The sequence below is a fragment of the Winogradskyella ouciana genome (genome assembly GCF_009709615.1).
In the GTDB taxonomy this organism is placed as follows: Bacteria; Bacteroidota; Bacteroidia; order Flavobacteriales; family Flavobacteriaceae; genus Winogradskyella; species Winogradskyella ouciana.
The window spans coordinates 371,529-391,656 of sequence record NZ_WJYA01000002.1 but is presented as its reverse complement, the minus strand read 5'-3'; the positions used below and the strand labels follow the sequence as shown (position 1 = coordinate 391,656).

19 protein-coding genes are annotated in these 20,128 nt (G+C 34.8%); 11 read left to right on the top strand and 8 right to left on the bottom strand.

The window, feature by feature from the left end; all coding sequences use genetic code 11:
• Positions 1-20 precede the first annotated feature (20 nt).
• The gene (gene bcp / locus F1003_RS02545; protein WP_155087630.1) at positions 21-476 is read left to right on the top strand and encodes a thioredoxin-dependent thiol peroxidase; all 456 of its coding nucleotides are present in this window, start codon (positions 21-23) and stop codon (positions 474-476) included.
• Between the two features lie 83 nt (positions 477-559).
• On the opposite strand, the gene F1003_RS02540 is transcribed toward bcp, so the two are convergent.
• Positions 560-2,011, bottom strand: coding sequence for a TonB-dependent receptor (locus F1003_RS02540; protein WP_155087629.1), 1,452 nt, complete (start codon positions 2,009-2,011; stop codon positions 560-562).
• 90 nt (positions 2,012-2,101) lie between these two features.
• Here F1003_RS02540 and F1003_RS02535 point away from each other — a divergent pair, with 90 nt between their 5' ends.
• Entirely contained in the window at positions 2,102-2,863 is a 762-nt protein-coding gene (locus F1003_RS02535; RefSeq protein WP_155087628.1) for an MBL fold metallo-hydrolase, read from the top strand.
• Positions 2,864-2,869: 6 nt separating this feature from the next.
• Positions 2,870-3,376, top strand: a complete 507-nt coding sequence (locus F1003_RS02530) for a thioredoxin domain-containing protein (RefSeq protein ID WP_235898263.1) — start codon at positions 2,870-2,872, stop codon at positions 3,374-3,376.
• 63 nt (positions 3,377-3,439) lie between these two features.
• On the opposite strand, the gene F1003_RS02525 is transcribed toward F1003_RS02530, so the two are convergent.
• From F1003_RS02525 to F1003_RS02505, 5 genes are all read right to left on the bottom strand, one after another.
• Positions 3,440-4,084: an alpha/beta hydrolase gene (locus F1003_RS02525; protein ID WP_155087627.1), complete on the bottom strand. Its 645-nt coding sequence runs from the start codon at positions 4,082-4,084 to the stop codon at positions 3,440-3,442.
• A gap of 2 nt (positions 4,085-4,086) precedes the next feature.
• Entirely contained in the window at positions 4,087-4,419 is a 333-nt protein-coding gene (locus tag F1003_RS02520; RefSeq protein ID WP_155087626.1) for a hypothetical protein, read from the bottom strand.
• Positions 4,419-5,672 (bottom strand): dihydroorotase, encoded by a 1,254-nt coding sequence (locus F1003_RS02515; RefSeq protein ID WP_155087625.1) that lies wholly within the window; start codon positions 5,670-5,672, stop codon positions 4,419-4,421. The genes F1003_RS02520 and F1003_RS02515 overlap by 1 nt, the downstream gene beginning before the upstream one ends.
• Complete coding sequence (locus tag F1003_RS02510; protein ID WP_155087624.1) at positions 5,669-7,594, bottom strand: BatA domain-containing protein; 1,926 nt, start codon at positions 7,592-7,594, stop codon at positions 5,669-5,671. Before F1003_RS02510 ends, F1003_RS02515 begins: the two co-directional genes overlap by 4 nt.
• Before the next feature lie 102 nt (positions 7,595-7,696).
• The gene (locus F1003_RS02505; protein WP_155087623.1) at positions 7,697-8,704 is read right to left on the bottom strand and encodes a glycosyltransferase family 2 protein; all 1,008 of its coding nucleotides are present in this window, start codon (positions 8,702-8,704) and stop codon (positions 7,697-7,699) included.
• 86 nt (positions 8,705-8,790) lie between these two features.
• Between F1003_RS02505 and F1003_RS02500 the strand changes: the two genes are divergently transcribed.
• Positions 8,791-10,683, top strand: coding sequence for a M61 family metallopeptidase (locus F1003_RS02500; RefSeq protein WP_155087622.1), 1,893 nt, complete (start codon positions 8,791-8,793; stop codon positions 10,681-10,683).
• 127 nt (positions 10,684-10,810) lie between these two features.
• On the opposite strand, the gene F1003_RS02495 is transcribed toward F1003_RS02500, so the two are convergent.
• Together F1003_RS02495 and F1003_RS02490 are read right to left on the bottom strand one after the other, a co-directional pair.
• Positions 10,811-12,298, bottom strand: a complete 1,488-nt coding sequence (locus tag F1003_RS02495; protein WP_155087621.1) for a S10 family peptidase — start codon at positions 12,296-12,298, stop codon at positions 10,811-10,813.
• Positions 12,299-12,414: 116 nt separating this feature from the next.
• On the bottom strand, positions 12,415-13,185 hold the full coding sequence (locus F1003_RS02490) for a TIGR02757 family protein (protein ID WP_155087620.1): 771 nt from the start codon (positions 13,183-13,185) through the stop codon (positions 12,415-12,417).
• 290 nt (positions 13,186-13,475) lie between these two features.
• Between F1003_RS02490 and F1003_RS02485 the strand changes: the two genes are divergently transcribed.
• The 7 genes from F1003_RS02485 to F1003_RS02455 all read left to right on the top strand — a co-directional run bounded on the left by F1003_RS02485 (position 13,476) and on the right by F1003_RS02455 (position 20,117).
• Complete coding sequence (locus F1003_RS02485) at positions 13,476-14,120, top strand: DUF6090 family protein (protein ID WP_155087619.1); 645 nt, start codon at positions 13,476-13,478, stop codon at positions 14,118-14,120.
• A gap of 260 nt (positions 14,121-14,380) precedes the next feature.
• Entirely contained in the window at positions 14,381-15,142 is a 762-nt protein-coding gene (locus tag F1003_RS02480) for an energy transducer TonB (RefSeq protein WP_155087618.1), read from the top strand.
• A 171-nt stretch (positions 15,143-15,313) separates the two neighbouring features.
• A complete protein-coding gene (locus F1003_RS02475) occupies positions 15,314-16,111 on the top strand; it encodes a DUF6090 family protein (protein WP_155087617.1) in 798 nt (265 codons plus the stop codon).
• Between the two features lie 293 nt (positions 16,112-16,404).
• The gene (locus F1003_RS02470; RefSeq protein ID WP_235898262.1) at positions 16,405-17,172 is read left to right on the top strand and encodes a DUF6090 family protein; all 768 of its coding nucleotides are present in this window, start codon (positions 16,405-16,407) and stop codon (positions 17,170-17,172) included.
• A gap of 61 nt (positions 17,173-17,233) precedes the next feature.
• The gene (locus F1003_RS02465; protein WP_155087615.1) at positions 17,234-18,250 is read left to right on the top strand and encodes a peptidyl-alpha-hydroxyglycine alpha-amidating lyase family protein; all 1,017 of its coding nucleotides are present in this window, start codon (positions 17,234-17,236) and stop codon (positions 18,248-18,250) included.
• 167 nt (positions 18,251-18,417) lie between these two features.
• The gene (locus F1003_RS02460) at positions 18,418-19,200 is read left to right on the top strand and encodes an ATP-binding protein (protein ID WP_155087614.1); all 783 of its coding nucleotides are present in this window, start codon (positions 18,418-18,420) and stop codon (positions 19,198-19,200) included.
• A 20-nt stretch (positions 19,201-19,220) separates the two neighbouring features.
• Complete coding sequence (locus tag F1003_RS02455) at positions 19,221-20,117, top strand: polysaccharide deacetylase family protein (RefSeq protein ID WP_155087613.1); 897 nt, start codon at positions 19,221-19,223, stop codon at positions 20,115-20,117.
• Positions 20,118-20,128 lie beyond the last annotated feature (11 nt).

Sequence of the window (20,128 nt, the reverse complement as noted above, 5' to 3'; positions counted from 1 at the left end):
AAACACAAATTTAAGCAATTATGACACATTTAAAAGAAGGAGATAAAGCGCCAGATTTTTCAGCAAAAGACGAAAAAGGCAATACGGTTTCTTTATCAGATTATAAAGGTAAAAAGTTAGTGGTTTTCTTTTATCCAAAGGCGAGCACACCTGGATGTACAGCTGAAGCTTGTAACCTTAATGAAAACTACGATAGGTTTAAGTCAAAAGGATATGAAATTTTAGGAGTAAGTGCCGATAGTGCCAAACGTCAGTCTAATTTTAAAAATAAGTATGGATTTCAATATCCACTTTTGGCAGATGAAGACAAAAACGTAATTGAAGCGTTTGGAGTTTGGGGACCAAAGAAGTTTATGGGCAGAGAATATGATGGTATTCATAGAACCACTTTTATTATTGATGAAAATGGTATAATAGAAGATGTGATTACTAAGGTGAAGACCAAAGCGCATACATCTCAGATTCTTTCAGAGTAGATTGTTGTTAAAATAATAAAAAGCGACTTTTTCAATATTTTGTCTAATGAAAGAGTCGCTTTAAAATTTTAGATTTTGCAATTTTATTTGTGCATCACCTCTTCAGATTCGTATCCAAATAAACTCTTTTCCTTAATTAAGTTTGAAACACCTTCAGGAAGCATTTCTTCCCAACCATCTTCGCCATCTGCAATCATTTTAAGGACCGTTCTAGAGAATACGGCTAGGTTTGAGGTATCAAAATCAGTAATATCCACAACCTTACCATTGTATTTAAAGAACTTGTAAAGCTCTTTCATACGAGGGTGTACCTTAAGGTTTTCACTATTGGTTAAGCTGCCATCATCATTTTGCATTGGGTAGAGGTATACTCGCAAATCTTTATAGAATAATTTACCGAAGGCTTCCAAAATCCCACCACTTAAATGGCGATAGTACTTTTCATCAAAAATGTCAATGAGATTGTTGACACCCATCGCAAGTCCCATCCGGTTTTTTGAATATTGAGAGAAATATTCAACCAGTTTATAATATTCCTGAAAATTGGATATCAAAACCGTCTGACCTAGAGAGCATAATAATTTTGCTCTATCCATAAAATCTTGCTCATCAATTTTACCTTCTGCTCTTAAATTGGATAATGTAATCTCAAAAATGACTTGAGTATTGTCCTTATCAACCTTATTCTCTTTTATGAACATATCGTATGATTTCTCATACATATCCATATTCACTTTGGTAACAGGTCTAAAACTACCTCTTAAAGCAAGGATATTCTTTTTATACAGTACACGAGCAGGCAGTACATTGTTTCCATCTGGTGCAAACATTACAGCATCTGTCATTCCGTTTTTAACTAGCTGTAAACTCATTAATCTGTTATCTACATCCTTAAAAACAGGTCCAGAGAAATTTATCGTGTCTATTTCAAGTTGGTCTTTATCTAAATGATCATATAAATAGCGTAATAATTTTCGTGGTTGATTGTATTTGTAAAAGGCACCATAAATTAAATTAGTTCCTAGTTTACCAAGTGTCTCCTGTTGTAATCGCGCATCATTTTCTTTAAAGCGAATGTGAAGTAAAATATCATTATAAGCTTGGTCAGGTGCTACCTGATATTTTATACCAACCCAACCATGACCTTTGTATTTCTTTGCAAAATCAATTGTAGCAACTGTATTGGCATAAGCGAAGAAGATCTTGCTTGGATGCTTTTCCCTAACGATTCGTTGCTCAATTAGTTCAACCTCATGATTGAGCATTTTTTGAAGTCTAGCTTCTGTTACATACCGCTTGTCATCCTCAATACCATAAATAGCATCACTAAAGTCTTTGTCATATGCAGACATTGTTTTTGCAATGGTACCTGAAGCACCACCTGCTCTAAAAAATTGGCGTACAGTTTCTTGGCCTGCACCTATTTCGGCAAAAGTTCCGTAAATGTCTTTATTGAGATTAATACGTAAGGCTTTGTCCTTGAGGGAGGGAATGTTTTCAAATTCCGAGTCGCCTATATACGTTATTTCTTCCATGGATATTGGGTTTGCATCGTTTTAGCAAAGGTATTAATTTAGTATCGCAAACAAAAAAATAAGCTTACTTTTGTTATAAACTTAACACCCTTGAAAATTACATTTTTAGGCACCGGAACCTCACAAGGGATTCCAATAATCGGAAGCACACATCCTGTGTGTTTAAGTGATAATCCAAAGGATAAAAGATTACGTGTCTCGGTTTTGATAGAATGGGACAATTTTAGTTATGTGATTGATTGCGGTCCTGATTTTAGACAACAAATGCTCAAGGCAAATGTTGCTAAAATTGATGGTATCGTCTTTACGCATGAGCATGCAGATCATACCATGGGTTTGGATGACATAAGACCATTTTTCTTTAGACAAGGTGATATTGATCTCTACGCTCACAAGCGAGTTTTTAAAGCCTTGAAAAAACGTTTTGATTATATTTTTACTTCCGAGGCCAAATATCCTGGTGTGCCGAGTGTTAGGACGCACGAAGTTAAAAACAAACCGTTTGAGCTTGGTAACCTTAATGTAGTTCCCATTGATGGATTGCACCACAAATTACAAGTATTTGGGTACCGATTTAAGGATTTTGCCTATCTCACTGACATGAATTTTGTGCATGATATGGAGGCAGATAAGCTTAGCAACTTAGAAGTTCTCGTTGTTAATGCACTTAGGATAAAGCCTCATTTATCTCATTTTAACCTTGAAGAAGCTTTGGATTTTATTAAACGAGTAAAACCAAAACGTGCTTATTTAACTCATATTAGCCATCATATGGGTTTTCATGATGATGTACAACAAAACTTGCCAGACAACGTTTTTCTGGCATACGATAACTTACAAATAACCATTTAAGATATTATGAAGAGTAAATTATTTATGTACCTGTTTATTTTTTCGGCATTGCTCATTATTTTTCAATATGTAAATTCTAAAAATATAATTGACAAATACGAAAAGGACATTGATAGTTTTAAGACTGAAATTGCAGAACAGGAAAAAACCATCGAAGCCTTGGAAGAGCAAAATTTTGAATTGAATTACTTTAATATAGATCGAAATGACAATGCTCTGGATTATTTTGTAGCACAAGGTTATAACACCGAACAATTAATTAATGCGATTAAAGAAGGACTTTATAATATGAATGATTACGAAGGTGATGACCATCCCATTGTACCATTTGTATCCATGACAGATTCTAAGTTACTAATTAATAAAGTTAGAATCTTAAATCACAGATGGATTGTTGCAAACTTTACTGATGGTGAATATTGGGGAGAAATCTTTATCACCTATGAAATTGATGAGAACAACGATTTAAAGTATAAGCTTGTTGAGTATTTTATGTATCCTAAGGTCGCATAACACAAGACTTAATAAATGTCAGATTGAGCGCAGTAGAAGCTCAATTAGTTACGATTCAATATTTTAAATATAGTCTTTCAGCCAATCCTTAAAATCATAAAAATTCTGAGGTGCAACACCATGGCCAACGGGATATTCTTTATATGTATGGTTAATGTTTAAAGCCGTAAGAAAATCTGGTGTTTTTCTTGCCCAATCCACAGGTATTACCTGATCTGCCGACCCATGAGAACAGAAAAAATTGAGATGAGAAACCTCACTTTCTTCAATTGAATCGGGTAAAATGCCTTTGTTGATGTAACCGCTCAAAGCCACAATGTTTTTAATTTTTGTTGGGTAATTTAGCGCCACAGCATAGCTAAGAATTGTACCTTGGCTAAATCCTAAAAGCGTTACATTTTCAGAATTCACGGGATATGTTTTGCAAGCATAATCTATAAAATCTGCAATTTTATCAACCGACTCAGTGGCTTGTTCATCATCGCTCCATTTGCCTTTCTCAGCATCGAAATTTATAGCATACCATGCATTGCCAAAGGGTTGCATCACGTAAGGCGCTCGTAGTGAAATGATAAATAATTCTTCTGGCAATTCTGATGCAAAAGAAAATAAATCATTTTCATCGCTTCCGTAACCATGGCACATAATCATTAGAGGTGCATTTTCCTTTAGTTTAGAAGGTCTTTTGATGTAATGTAAATCTGCCATACTTATTGTCCGATGGATTTAAATAAATTTTGAAACACGCTGCCAAGTATTGGGATTTTGTTCATTTTGCCAGATATGGCGCCAATTATTCCATAAATAAAAAGGACAGAGAAAAATATCCACCAAGAATAGGTGATATTCCAATTATTAAAATAGCTTACGACATATCCCATTATCATGAAGAGAATCCATAATCCAAGCCCTTGTCTAACATGAAAAGAAATAAAAGGGTTTCGTTTTTCTTGATTCATAAAGAAAGCAATTAAGACGCCAATAATCGTTATATACGCAACAATTCCTAGGGGCTTACCTTCTTCAATTGTATTTTGATCCATTATTTTAAAACAATTTTATTATTAGCGATAATGCCATAAGTCTTCCCGTTTAATTCCATGCCTAAAAATGCACTGTTCTTAGATCTTGAAGTGATGTCAGATTTATCAAATTGATAATTAACATTTGGATTAAGCAAACATAGATCCGCAGCTTCACCTTCTTTAATTATTGATTCCTTCACGCCAAACCGTTCTTTGCCTTGCGTTAATAGACCGATGGTTTTTTTAGTAGTAAAAACAGTCTGTAGTGCTCCAAATGCAGATTCTAAACCAATAGTCCCATATTTAGCAAAATCGAATTCCACTTTTTTATCCTCAATATCAATCGGATTATGATCCGTTGTGACCATATCAATAGTGCCATCTTTTAAACCTTCAATTAAAGCATCACAGTCGTTTTGTGTACGCAAAGGTGGCAGTACCTTATATCTCGTGTCAAAACCTTCTAAACTATCATCAGTAAGCACTAGATTGTGTATGGCAACACTACAGCTTACATCCAGTTTCTTTTGCTTTGCGGCTCTGATCAACTCGACAGATTTTGCAGTTGATATGGTTGGGATATGCAGTTTGCCTTCGGTATATTCCAATAAAAATAAATCCCTGGCAATTTGAAGTTCCTCTGCCAAAGCCGGATTACCTTTTAAGCCTAGGCGTGTGCTATTAATATTTTCGTTGACCACTCCCTTTCCAGAAATTTTTGATTCTTGAGGAAATGAACAAACCAAACCACCAAAATTACTCGCATACTGTAACGCAATCTTCATTAAGTTAGGATTGGATATAGGTTTTTGATAATCATAGAATGCCACAGCTCCAGCATTTTTCATATCAAAAAGCTCTGCTAAATCTTTTCCATTACTGCTTTTGGTTAAAGCACCAATAGGATAGAGGCTCGTCGCCTTGCTCTGTGCTTTTGACTTTACAAACGTAATGTCAGCGTAACTGTCAATTACAGGATTGGAATTGGCATTCAATGCAACCGAAGTAAAACCAGATTGCGCAGCTGTTTTTAAACCGTTTTCAATGGTCTCTCGTTCTTCGTAACCAGGTTCTCCAAAAGATACACTACTATCAAACCAACCTTGGGATACGTGTAGATTATCTAATTTTATTTCTCTGTAATTATTGGGATTTGAAATGCGTTTGGAAATCTTAGCGATACGACCTTTTTCAATTAAAATATCAACCGTTTCGTTGTGAAAATCACTTTTAGAATCAACGATAGTGGCAGATTTTATGAGTGCGTTCATTTAAGATATTTTAGTAGAAGTATCTCTATAATTAAAAATACCAGTGCAAAAATAACAAACCATTTCCATAGCGCATTAACATTTGTGCTACTTTTTATGTCATTGATTGTAGATGCTAAGCTGCTACTTACATCATTATTGGATATGTTTTGTAAGTCATAATAGCTGAGATTACTTTCGCTTCTGTTGTAATTAAAACTGAGTTTCTGTATAATTTGGTCTTTGTTTTTTACATTAAGTATGCCTGCAGTATTCGGATAGTCTTCCGTTTCCATCACTACGGATTTGCTATAGGTTTTCTGCAGCGGAATTACGGAAGCGTCATCTGAGGATAAAGTTAAAATATCATCCTGACCCAACACGGCATTTATTTCAATAGTATTGGGCTGACCAATGGAATAGTAAAGTTGAGATAACTTTAGGCTTTGCTTCCCAATATTGTATAGCACAGGAACAATTAAAGGCGAATTTTTAAAGTTTGAATTGTTTTTATTCAGTGCAGACGAAAATGCATATGAACCGGCGTTTCCTGTTAAAAAAGAACTCCCATCTTCATAAGATAAAACACTGTTGGAATTTGAAGAAAATTGATAAGAACTGCTAACTTTTGGGTATTGAAAATTGGTCACTTTTGAATAAAAAGCATTGGCCAAAAGTGGATGGTTATAATTAATGGTTGTTATTCGTTTCTCATTATCACTTAAAGAATTATAAGAAGAAATATTTAAAGTATTAATTAATTGATTATAAGAGTTTAAATTAATATTACTTGAAGGTATTATTAATACACTTCCTCCGTCATTTTTAAACGCATTTATTGCTGTTTTTAAAGCTTCTGAAATCGTTTCAATCTCATTTAACACAATTAAATTCTGATCTGGGATGAGATTAAAATTTAGAGCGTTAAAATTATACGCTTGGTATTCAAATTCATCATCGGTATAAATGCGTTTTAGAAAACCGTCTTCTGCTTCTTCGTTAACAGCTAAAACCTTAATTTTCGGTTTATCATTTATATTAAAATAAAAGAAATTGTCGTACAGCAAACCATTATCTTCAACAACCAATTTACCATTTATGGCCATAGCATTAGATATGGTGAACGTGGTTTCAGCATCACTATCAATATCCACTGCACTTTTGGCTAATAAAGCATTATCATTAAATAATGAAACCGTTACATTCTCTAAAGCCACACCTTGGTTGGATAGTTTTACGTTTAAGTCTAGTGTTTCCGCAGTTGTATTAGTAACATAAACACTATCAATACTCACATTAGCTATAAGCGTAGATTTTGGTTGAACTAATTTTAAATTCAATGTACTGTCAGCTTCAAAGGTCAAATTATTTGCTTTTTGCTGAAAATCTGATACTAAAACCAAATTACGCGTTGAAGAACCACCATCCGAAAATAGTTGTCTGCCTTTTAAATACACGGCGTCATAATCAAGTTGAGTGGGTGAGTGCTCTAATTGTATTAAATCATTCTTAAGCGCTTTGATTGTTGTATTTCTAAAGGTTTGGGTATTGGTAAAGAGCGATATGGGCTCGTCTTCAGGTAAGGTATTGATAATGTCTTGTATAGCTTCATTCAATAATGTACCATTTTTACCCTTGGCCTGCATACTGTAGGAGTTATCCAAATAGATGACTGTTTCCTGAGCTTCATTAAAATCTTCTGTATTTGGAATAAAAGGTTGGGCAAACGCTATAATTACACTAGCTAACAGTAGCATACGAGATAAAAGCGTTAACCACTTTTTTAACTGTGAACTCTTACGCGTTTGTAATTTTACCGCCTTTAAAAATTTTACATTTGTAAACTGAACTTTTTGAAAACGACGAAGCTGAAATAAATGAATAATAATGGGAATGACCAGTAAAAATAAGGCGTAAAGTAATTCTGGGTGTTTAAACTGCATTCATCGAATTTTTGGAGACTTAGCAAGTTTTATAAAACTTGCAGGTCTAAAGCTCAAATATAGAAAATGCAAAACGATAACAGTATTGCGCTTTTGAGAATTTTAACAGAAAAAGAAATAATCAATCATAGATTTCATGCCGTTATCAGAAAAGTACTGTCTAATCTCTTGCTGTTCATGGTCATTGGCAACGGTTACAATACTTTGAGGATGGTTTAGTTGCAATAAATAATCAAAATTATAAAGCTCTTGGCCATAAATATGTTTGCCAATTTTTTTCTTGTTATCGCATATCCAGTAAAACGGAACTTTCTTTTCTATCAAAAGCTTCGCCACGTTTTTACCTTTATTGCCAGCTCCCCAAATGGTTAAGGGTCGGTTTGGGTTGTAATCCAGCTCTAAAAAATAATGCACCTTAATATCCAAAAAGTAATTAATGGCATAATGTTCATGGGTTCTCGATGTACGTGTACTGTAATCGCGCCAATGGAGTAGGACTTTATCGCAAGGAATACATTTGTAATCTGCTTTATAAAACCGAAAGGCCAAATCGTAATCTTCAGGATAGCGATTGGGTTCAAAACCTTCACAAGCTATAAAATCATCACGATGCAACATCCAACATGGAGACGGAATAACACATTCTTTATAGATTTCAGAATAATTGCTTCCTGTTGCAGTCAATTTATTAATCCAGCGTTCGTAGCGTGCATAACCATCGCTAACACCATCTGACCTAAAGTATTTAACCTGTCCGACAGCAAGATGCGCCTTTCCGTGTTTTAAAAGACTGTTCAGCATGACTTCTAAACGATCAGACGACATAATATCATCGCTATCCATTCTAGTGATATAGCTTCCGGACGAATTTTCAAAAGCCGTTCTTAGAGCTTCAATGATGCCATTACCATTATTGTTGTAAAGTTTTATTCGGGAATCTTGGTTGGCAAATTCTTTTACATTTTGTTGCGAGGAATCCTCAGAATGGTCATCCACAAAAATGGCCTCCCAGTTTGTGTAAGACTGATTTATGATGGACTTCAAACATTCGGCAATAAAGCCTTCTGTATTCTTAAATGGGATTAAAATGCTTACAAGTGGTTTAGACATGGCACGAATTTAACAAAACCTTTAGGTTTATAATAGTAACAGATTGTAGATTTGTGCGTCTAGTAAAAAAAAATAATAAGATAAACATGAAGAATTATATAGCCATACTTGGCTTAAGCGTAATTTTGGTAGGCTGTGGTTCAGCAAAGCCAAAAGTAGATGATTTAGCGGTAAACAATCCTATTGAAACAGCTTTAGATTTAACAGCAGTAGTAGATGACAAGGTGCCAGTAACCATTGATCCTGGTCGTTTTACTGCGGAAACGGTGACTTATAGATTGCCAAGAGTTGTTCAGGGAACATACTCTGTTAGTGATTTCGGAAAATATGTCGATGACCTTAAGGCATTGGATTACGATGGCAATGAATTGGAAGTTTCTAAAGTAGACACCAATACGTGGACCATTTCTGACGCTACTAAGCTGGATAAATTAACCTATTATGTTAATGATACGTTCGATATAGAATCGAGTGGAGGTATAGGAGGTGAAAATCCATTTTCTCCTGCAGGTACTAATATCGAAGATGACAATTATGTATTAAACCTTCATGGATTTATAGGATATTTCGACTCTCTAAAGAATAACCAATATGCATTGGATGTTACGGCACCAGCAACTTTTGTAAGAACTTCTGCTTTAGAAAATACAGGTATTAAGTCTAGCCCAGATGGTAAATCCATAACAAGCAGTTACTTCGCACAGCGTTATTTTGATATTACCGATAACCCAATGATGTATGGTAAGTTAGATGTTGAGGAATTTATGGTTGGTGATATTAAGATTGTTTTGAGTGTTTATTCGCCAAACAAAGTACATACGGCCGCAAGTCAAAAAGAGACGGTTTATAAAATGATGCAAGCCCAAAAAGAGTATTTGGGAGACATCAACAGCACGGCTCGTTACGATATTTATTTATACTTATCAGACGGTTCTGAAACGGCACCAAAAGGAATGGGAGCTTTAGAGCATCATACTTCTACCGTAGTAGTTTTACCAGAGTCTTCAAGCAAAGAAGGTTTGGCTGCATCTATTATTGATGTGGTTGCGCATGAATTCTTTCATATTGTAACACCATTATCGGTACATTCAGAAGATGTACACTATTTTGATTATAACCAGCCTACATTCTCTAAGCATCTTTGGATGTACGAAGGTGTGACGGAATACTTCGCACAGCATTTTCAGGTATATGAAGGGTTGATTGAACCTAGTGCTTTCTATAACACTATAATGTCTAAAATAGCCACGTCAAAGAATTTAGATGATGCCATGAGTTTCACAATTATGAGTGAAAACGTATTGGAAGAGCCGTATGCATCTAATTATTACAACGTCTATATGAAGGGTGCTTTAATCGGTATGTGTATTGACATATTAATGCGTAAAGAAAGTGATGGCAATAGAAGCATGTTGTCTTTAATGAAGGAATTATCAGCTAAATATGGTAAAGAAAAGCCATTTGAAGATGGTAAGATTATAGATGAAATTACAGCTATGACCTACCCAAGTGTTGGTGAATTCTTAAAAACACATGTTGAAGGAGATGTACCCATCAACTATAACGCGTTTTTTGAAATGGTAGGTTTAACTATGGGTGAAACTGAAGTGCCAACAAATTACATCTTTGCAGGTGGACAGAACATTATTTTTGATGCAGACCCAGACAAAGGAACCATTTTCTTTTCGCCTATGGCATTAAAGAATTCATTTTGGGCATCCCAAGGAGTACAAGCAGGTGATGTTATAAAAAAGGTGAATGGCACAGATTTAACTTTGCAAAATGCACAGCAAGTAGTTGGAGGTATGTTTGCATGGCAAGTAGGGCAGGAGTATAGTTTAAACATTGAGCGCAATGGTGAAGCTATGGAACTTAAAGGCACTTTAACTGAAGCTACAGCAACGAGCGAATCTTTAGTTGAAGACCCAAATGCTACTGAAGCGCAAAAGGCGTTAAGGGCTGCTTGGTTGAAAGGGTAGTTAATTACGGTATTATAAAATTAAAGGCTTCCTCTCTATATTTTGAGATGGAAGCCTTTTTTTTGTGTGAGATACTGAAACAAGTTCAGCATGATAAGGATATATATGTTCTGAGTTTAGAATATAATCAATACTTCGCAGATTTACCGTTAGATGCTGAGTTCTTAATAAACTCCCGCAAATCTTCGTTGGCTTGTATTAAGTCTTCATTTCGTAGATACATCATGTGGCCACTTCTGTAGCCTTTGAAAGAAAAACGATCTTTCATTTTTCCACTTGGATCTATTTGCCATTGTGAGTACTTGGCAGCAAAATACGTCGTAGCGCCATCGTAATAACCAGACTGCGTTAAGACTTTCAGGTACGGATTCTGAGCCATGGCTTGTCGTAAATCCTCTCTGGTGTTATCATTGGTTCTGTCCCAGTTACCAACATTTCCGAAGACATTGTACTTTACGTCGGTCTTAAAATTCAATTCATTCTGTATGTAGTAATTAATGGCAGGAGTAAAGCTATGTAGCCATGAGGTGAGCTCTGCACTGTAATCTGGACTCGTGCCTGTTTCAACCCTATCGATTCCAATGTATCTTGAATCTAGTCGCCCTATGGTTTCGCCGGTTTTGTCTCTAAGCAATTCTTTCCAGAAATAACGGTTAGGTACATCTAGATTTTGTTGTAAGATTACTTTTTCCGATAGGCCAGAATAATGACTCATCTGTTTGGCTACGGCTTGTTTTTCAGCTTCAGGCAATGACCAACCTTTGGCTATGGCTGGCATTAATGTGTTTATGGCAAAATCTTCAGCTTCTGGTAAGACTTCTAATAAGTCTTTGTTCTGAAGTTCTGGAGATAAGGCCTTGTGGTACCATGCAGCTGCTGTGTAGTATGGTAAATTCAAGCTCGAAGCTAATGGTCCACCAACACGTAATACTTTATAATCTGCAGGTGAGACTAAGATGACACCATTAAGGTACATCCATTGGCTATTCTGTAGTTCTAGTGATAAGCCCATCACTCGCGTTCCGCCATAGCTTTCGCCTATGATATATTTTGGTGATTCCCAACGGTTATGTCGTGTGGTAAAGGTATTCATCCAGCTTGCTAAATATTTGATGTCGGCATTAATGCCGAAGAACAGTTTATCGTCTGGCATTTTTCCTTCGTTATCAGCTATTTTACGAGAATAGCCTGTATTCACTGGATTGATAAATACAATATCCGCAACATCTAATATGGAATTAGGGTTATCCTTTACTCCATAAGGCTGAATGGGATACCCTTCATCATCAATCTTTAGGATTTTTGGGCCAGTGTAGGCAATGTGCATCCAAACCGAAGCAGATCCAGGTCCACCGTTAAAAGAATAAATGATTGGTCGTTCGTTGCCTTTGCTATCATTAGTGCGTTTGTAGTAGGTGTAGTATAATGAGGCTATCATTTTGCCCTCATCATCCCAAACGGGTTGAAAGCCTGTTTCTGCTCTGTAGTTGACTTGCTTTCCTTTTATGGTCACGGTGTTTGTAGTGACGTATGCGGTGTCTACTGGGATTTTTAGGTCTTGGGAGAAGCTGAACGTTAGGCACAGGGTGAAGAGTAGTGTTATTTTTAGTCTCATTTGTTTTTGTTTATGCGTTGAGTCGTTTAGTTGTGTGTTTGTTTAGTTGTTTATGCGTTTAGTCGTTTTGTTGTTAACCTTTAATTGTTTTTAAAGATAGTAAATAGAAGATGAAATTAAAATCCTTCGAAAACACCTAATCCGAATAAGGAGAAATCGTATTTTACGGGATCGTGTGGGTCTAGTTGTCTTAAGTTGGTGTCTAATTCCGCTAAGGCTTTGGCGTCGTTTTGCTTTCGTTTTAGTAGGCCCAATTTTCTGGCGACGTTACCGGAATGCACATCTAATGGGCAACTGAGTTGGGCAGGTGAGAGGCTTTTCCAAATGCCGAAGTCCACACCAGCGTTGTCGTTTCTTACCATCCAGCGGAGATACATGTTGATGCGCTTGGCTGCTGAGTTTTTTAACGGGTCGCTGACGTGTTTTTTGGTGCGCTCTAGATGTGGTATTTCAAAGAACACCTTTTTAAAGTGGTGGATGCTCTGTTGAAGGGATGCCTTTTCAGCGTGTTTTGAGAATACAGTTTCTAATCCGCCATGTTTGTTGTAAATGTGTTGCAGGCTTTTTACAAATTGCTTTAAATCCTCGCTATTGAAGGTTCTGTGCACAAATCCCTCAAAGCGGTCAAGATCTGATTCTTGGTGCTGGGTTACAAACTCAAAAGGGGAGTGGTCCAATAAATCCATCATTCGCTTTGCATTGTTAATAATGCTTTTACGGTTTCCCCAAGCGATGGTTGCGGTTAAAAAGCCTGCAATCTCAATATCCTCTTTTGCTGAGAATTGATGTGGCACTTGTATTGGGTCGCTCTCAATAAACTTTGGGTTGTTGTATAGATAGACCTTTTCGTCTAGAAAGGTTTTGAGTTCTGTTTTTTTGAGTTTCAATAGTGTGTAGTGTTTGGTTGCAAAATTAAGGGTTTATTGCTGAATTGCCATGTGTGGATATTGGCTTAGGATTGGGTGACTCTACTCGAGTCTGCTAACGACTCTGTCTAACTTAGAATTAATACATAGTAACCTTCACTAAGGGTTGTACGAGATTGTCTGGCTTCAAGATTTTGTAATTCCAATAAATAAAAAATCATATCTTTAGAGAAACCAACCAACAAGATTCCCGTTTTCTCGGGAAATAGAGTATAATAAAATTCTTTAGAAAAATTCGCCAAAACTTGCTGATGGAAAACAAAACTGGCAAGTATTTTAAATACGCTATTGGAGAAATTATACTTGTTGTTATCGGAATTCTAATTGCTTTGCAGATTAATAACTGGAATGAAAAAAGAAAATTAAAATCAGAGGAGCATTTACTACTTTTCAATTTAAGTGAGTCCTTTGAAAGGAAGCTGGCAGAGCTCGAAAATAAAAATATTGGTAGAGGAGAAAGTATTGAAAGTATTCTTCAATTATTGGAAATTATATCTTCAAAGGATAAAACTTTGACAGAAGAGAAAATGAATAAGTTTAGAGGTGATTTGTTTATGTGGTATGCTGTTAACGAGGAATTTAGTGTAATAGAAATGTTATACAGTTCGGGAAAAATAAATACTGTTTCGAATGACTTACTTAAATCTAAACTTATTGAATGGCCAGATAAAATGGAGGAAATGTTGGAGGAACAAAGAGTTCTTCAGAGTTTGGTGGTTGGAGAGCTCAATCCCTTGTTAAGAAAGTACATTTCAACTTTAAATTTTAGAAATCATTTAATCCGTGATGACAATAGTGCAGATAAAACTATTCAAAGCCCTTTTCCGATTGATTTTGAGGGATTACTTAATGATATCCTATTTGAAAGTTTGATTACGGAAAACTTATTTACTTGAAAACCAATATTTACGATACCGAAATATTAATTAATGATGCCAGAATTATACTAGAATTAATTGAGGAAGAATTAGAAAAATAACGAAAGAACAACAACGGCTATTGTGCATTGCGGCGGAAATTCCTAATTGGAATTTCGAGCCTTTTTGCTAAATTTATGGTTTGTTACACCAGTTCGCACTGCGTGCTCGTGTCGGCGGAATGATACTCGTGTACCATTCTGTAACGAAACCATAGCCAAAACCGTTAGCTTCCATTTATGAAACAGAAAGTACTATTTTTTTATTTTTTAATAATTTCAATTTCTACATTCGGTCAAAATCAAGCTTCGAGTGATGAAGAAATGAGTGATGACAAAATTAAATTTGAGGAGAGGTATAAAAAAGCAAAGCAAAACTTTGTTGATGGAAGTCACGATAAGGTGGTAGCATACTATGACTCAATTTTAAACATTAGTAGATATACTAGAATCACAACTTATAAAATGGCTTATGATAGTTACATACAATTAAGCTCAAAAAACCCAGAACGTCAGGACTCTTTAAAAACTAAAGCTGAAGATGTGTATAATCAAGCACTTAAATGGTATGGTGAGATGTATCTTGAAAAAAAATGGGATAATATTGTAATTGACCCAAAGGCTGAAAAGGATTACTTTGATGTTATAGAAAAACGTGCAGAATACCCTGGAGGTATATCGGCTTTCTACTCCTACATTTCAGAAAATATTACCTATCCCATTGAAGCAAAAAAAAACGGCATAGAAGGAAAAGTTTATGTAACGTTTATGGTAAACATTGATGGCACTATTGATGCTGTAAATGTTATTAGAGGTATTGATTCAGAATGCGATGCAGAGGCTGTGCGTGTTATCAGTAAGGCAAATAAATTCATTCCAGCTTTAACAAAAGGTGAGCCACAATTTGTTAGAATGCAAATTCCAATAAATTTTGGTTTAATTAGTACTTATGAGGCTAAAAGCAAAAAAAGAAAAAGAAAAAGAAATAAAAACAGAAGCTAACATTGGCTATAATTGATTGCTACTCTCATACTTCAATTTAAAATTATTCTTACATTTATTACTTAAAACAGATCTTGAATGATTTCGTTACGCTGTTTGCTTCGCAAACTGCCAACCACAACTAAATCATAGCCGAGACCGTTCTGCTTCATTATGACCAACCAATAACCAATGATAAAATTCTTTAGAAAAATTAGACAAAAAATACTTTCTGAAAATAAATTCAGCAAGTATCTGATTTATGCAATTGGAGAAATTGTACTTGTGGTTATTGGAATTTTGATAGCGTTATCAATCAATAATTGGAATGAAAACAGAAAGAACAGGATACTGGAACAAGAAATTCTTAAGGATTTGAAAGAAGAATACGTTCTAAATCTTTCCCAACTTCAGCAAAAAATTGATATGCGAAATTCAATTATACAAAATTCTAATGATGTGCTTCGCTATATAGATAACTCGGAATTTGATATTAATAGAGATACACTAATTCATAAAATAAGATATCTGGGATTAGACCCTACTTTTGACCCCATTCAAAATGACCTTATCACGTCGGGTATAATTAGATTGATACAGAATAAACCCTTACGTAAATTGTTATCAAGCTGGACTTCTGATATACTTTCTTTACAAGAGATGGAACTTCAATGGCAAATTCTAAAAACAGATTTGAATATTCCTTATCAAATAAGTCTCGGAATTTTTAGAGATATGGTACACTCATCGTACGAATCCAGTGGAACACCAGTTTATCTCGTAGAAAAAAGTAATGATATAGATGGAAGATTATTTGTCGGGAAATCCAAGAACACACCAAGTTCGGAAGAAATATTGCAAAATTCGCAACTGGAATCTATGATGGCTAATGCCATTGCTCAAAGTCATTCGACGAATATGCAGGCATTGGCTTTGAAAAAAAGAATTGAATTAATAATTGATTTATTAAATAAAGAAATTAAAAAATAACGAAAGCACAACAATGTATAACGGCAATTAATGCACGAAATAGTATCATGGCTAAAGTGTTCATCGGTTGCTTCGCTTGGTCGGCGGATTCGGCTACCCTTTGACTGCGCTCAGGGCAGGCTCAAGCGAATCCACTTGGAATTGCTAACGTCGGTGCTTAACCGAAAATTATTAACTTTAAGCCATAATTTACGATTATACGAGACCGTTGTGCGTCATTATACCTAGGCTGAAGCTTCGGAATAGAAACTATAACCAACCAACAAGATTCCCGCTTTCTCGGGAAATAGAATATGATAAAGTTCTTTCGTAAAATACGCTACAATCTTATGAGTGAAAACAAAACAGGAAAGTATTTGAAATATGCCATAGGAGAGATTATTCTTGTTGTTATCGGAATTTTGATTGCATTACAGATTAATAATTGGAACGAGGATAGAAAAGTAAAAAAACTTGAGACGCAGATTTACAAAGAATTAAAAAGTGATTTGGTTCAAACTAAAAATGATATTGAAAAAGTAATTTCCGAACACAAAAAAATCCTTAAATCTACTCAACAACTTATCTTTGATATCTCTAATAAAAAATCATATTCTGATTCTATTTATAGATTATTCGCTGATGCTGGAGATGATTTTAAGATAATTCCCAAAACAAGTGCTTTTGAAAACCTTAAAAATATTGGTCTAAGTACAATATCAAACGACACTCTTCGTATTTCTATCTCAAACTTATTTCAACTAGATTTAAAACGCTTAGGAGATGAATTAGGTGTTCAAAATACCAGTTTTAATATTACTCAACAATTATATCCTTATCAAATGAAGTATTTGTTTCTTGATACAAATGAACCTACAAACTATAACTTTAAACATTCAGATACGATTAAGGTTTACAAATTAAAAATAAAAAATTACGATACGTTTTTGACAGACAACAATCTTCTAAAGACATTACAATTATCGCTTTGGAATAGAAGTTTAGTCGTAAACGAAGAAGCCGAAATTCTTGAAACCGTTAAAAATGTAATTGATGGAATTGAAAATGAAATTAAACAATAATAAAAATAACGAAGCCATACACAAAACCGTTTACGTCATTTAAACCAACCAAAACCAATAGATGGAATTTAAACAAAACAGCATTCTTTTTTTTCTCACTGCATTTCTGATTTTTGGCTGTAAGGACTCTGAAAAAAGCAGACTTGAACAAGAAACTAAAAAATCTGATTCTTATGTTTTAGTCAATGATTGGCCTAAATTACCTGATAATTTTACTTTGGGAAGTCCTACTGGATTGGGACTTGATAGTGAAGGGAATATAATTGCCTTTCATCGTTCTGGTAGAACTTGGGAGACAATGCCTATTTCACACCTTCCCGTCATTGAAGAAAATACGATATCAAAAATAGATTCAAAAACTGGAGAAATTCTGAATTCTTGGGGAAACAATTTATTCATAATGCCACACGGTTTGGAAGTTGACAAGGAAGATAATATTTGGGTTACGGATTGTGGACTTCATCAAATTTTCAAATTTGATTCGAGTGGAAATTTATTAATGACATTAGGAGAAGCTAAAGTTTCAGGAAACGATTCTGAACATTTTAATCTTCCTACAGATGTTGCTGTTACAGCTGATGGTTCTTTCTACGTGAGTGATGGATATGGCAATAGTCGAGTTATTAAATTTTCTAAAGACGGAACTTACTTATTTGAATGGGGCAAATTCGGAAATAAGCAGGGAGAGTTTAATATTCCACACGGAATTGATTTAGACAATGAGGGCAATGTTTATGTGGCTGACAGAGAAAACAACAGAATTCAAAAATTTGATGCCATTGGAAATTTTATTGCGGTTTGGCAGAATAAAATAACCGAACAATTATATTCTGTTACTATCGATAATAAAAACAACCATTTGTTTGGAATAGATTATCTGACTGTAAATGATACTATTGTAAAAGGCTCTGATATTTTTCGCTTTGATTTAGATATTAATCTACAATTGCAATTCGGTAGAACTGGATTTTATGATGGTCCGATTTCAAGATATCACGACATTCAAATTGATAATGATGGGAGTATTTATGTTGGAGATATTTTAGGCAATAGAATTCAGAAATTTGAATTAAAATAAAAACGTCGTACAACAACGACTATAATTCATTGTGGCTGTATTTCAACTTATAAATTCAATCTTATTCGCTATCTTTAATCCACAGCGTAATAACACAACGTGTAATTAAGCTAGAAGCTACACCAACAACCGTTCTTTACAGAACTTAAACGCTATAAATCAACAATTTGGACTATTTAACACCAGCAAGATTATTAACGACTGAATTAAATTGGGAAGATTTAGTTTTGCCCAAAAGCGTAAAGAATGATATTGATGAAATTTTAATGTGGTTAAAATTAGAGAAAAACATTAAAGAGGATGCTCATCTTAATAAATGGTTGAAACCTGGTTATCGTGCTTTGTTTTATGGACCATCTGGTACAGGAAAGACTTTAACAGCCTCGCTAATAGGAAAATCCGTCAACAAACCTGTTTATAAGATAGATTTATCCATGGTGTTTTCAAAATACATAGGAGAAACAGAAAAAAAACTAGCTGAAGTTTTTGATCAGGCTGAAAATAATAAATGGATTTTATTTTTTGATGAAGCTGATGCCCTTTTTGGTAAACGCACAAAAGCACCTTCTCCCAATGATCGTCATGCAAATAAAGAAATCGCCTATATTCTGCAGAGAATTGAAGATTTTTCTGGATTGACTATTATTGCATCCAATCTTAAGAGCCATATAGATGAAGCTTTTTCGCGCCGATTTCAATTACTAGTTCCGTTTAAAATGCCAAATAAAGAAGAAAGGTATATGCTTTGGAAACGCATATTTTCTAAAGAATACAGTCTTGATGAAGAGTTTATTAGACAATCTTCTGAAAATTATGAACTCACTGGAGGCGCATTAATTAATGTACTTCGTAGGGCACTTTTACATAGTCAACAAGATTCAAAACCTAAAATATCAGAGGAAGCTGTAATCTATGCGATTCGTAAAGAATTTGAGAAAGAGCGTAAATAAGCCCGATAACAATTATAAGAATGACTCGTAACGTACTCATAATAATCACATTTATATCTCTTTTTGTATCATGCCATCAACCACCAAACTTTATAGGCTTTACTTATCCAGATGGAAATACAAAGGCGTTAATATTGAGTTATGATGATGGCACTATTCAAGATATAGAACTGGCTGCATTGTTCGATAAAAACCATCTTATTGGCACCTTTAATTTAAATTCGAAATACTTAGGAGTCACTAGAGGATGGCCACAACAAGATGGGGATACTATTTATCAGCGCTATGTGCCAAAAGACTCTTTACTGATTATTTACAAAAATCATGAAATTGCTGCACACGGAGCGTTACATAAAAATTTTACCGCAATTTCTAAAGAAGAAATACTTGAAGAAATTAATACAGATTTGGAGGTTTTAGAAAAACTGACCAATAGAAACATTATCAGCATGGCCTATCCTTTTGGCAGTACCAATGATAGTATTGCCAATTTAATAGCTTCTACAGGAATTAAAAACGGAAGAACTGTTGATGATACGCACACTTTTGATCTCCCAAACAATTATATGATTTGGCACCCTACTTGTCATGATAGTAAAGCTCTAGATTACCTAGATTCTTATTTGGAATTAGATAGGCAACAATTATCGGTTTTTTATGTTTGGGGACACTCATGGGAATTCGGAAATAAGGAAAGGTGGGATAACATGGTTACTTTTTGCGAAACCATTGGAACATCTAATGATATTTGGTCTGTAGGCCATGGGGAACTTACCAATTATTTGCTGGCCATTGAAAACGTTCAGATAGACCATAACAAGATTGTGAATCCTTTAGATAATGAGCCCATCTGGGTCAGACTTTCGAGTGGTATTGAGAAGCTCAGTCCTGGGGAATCCATTACAATAAAGCAGTAGCGCACCAAGGC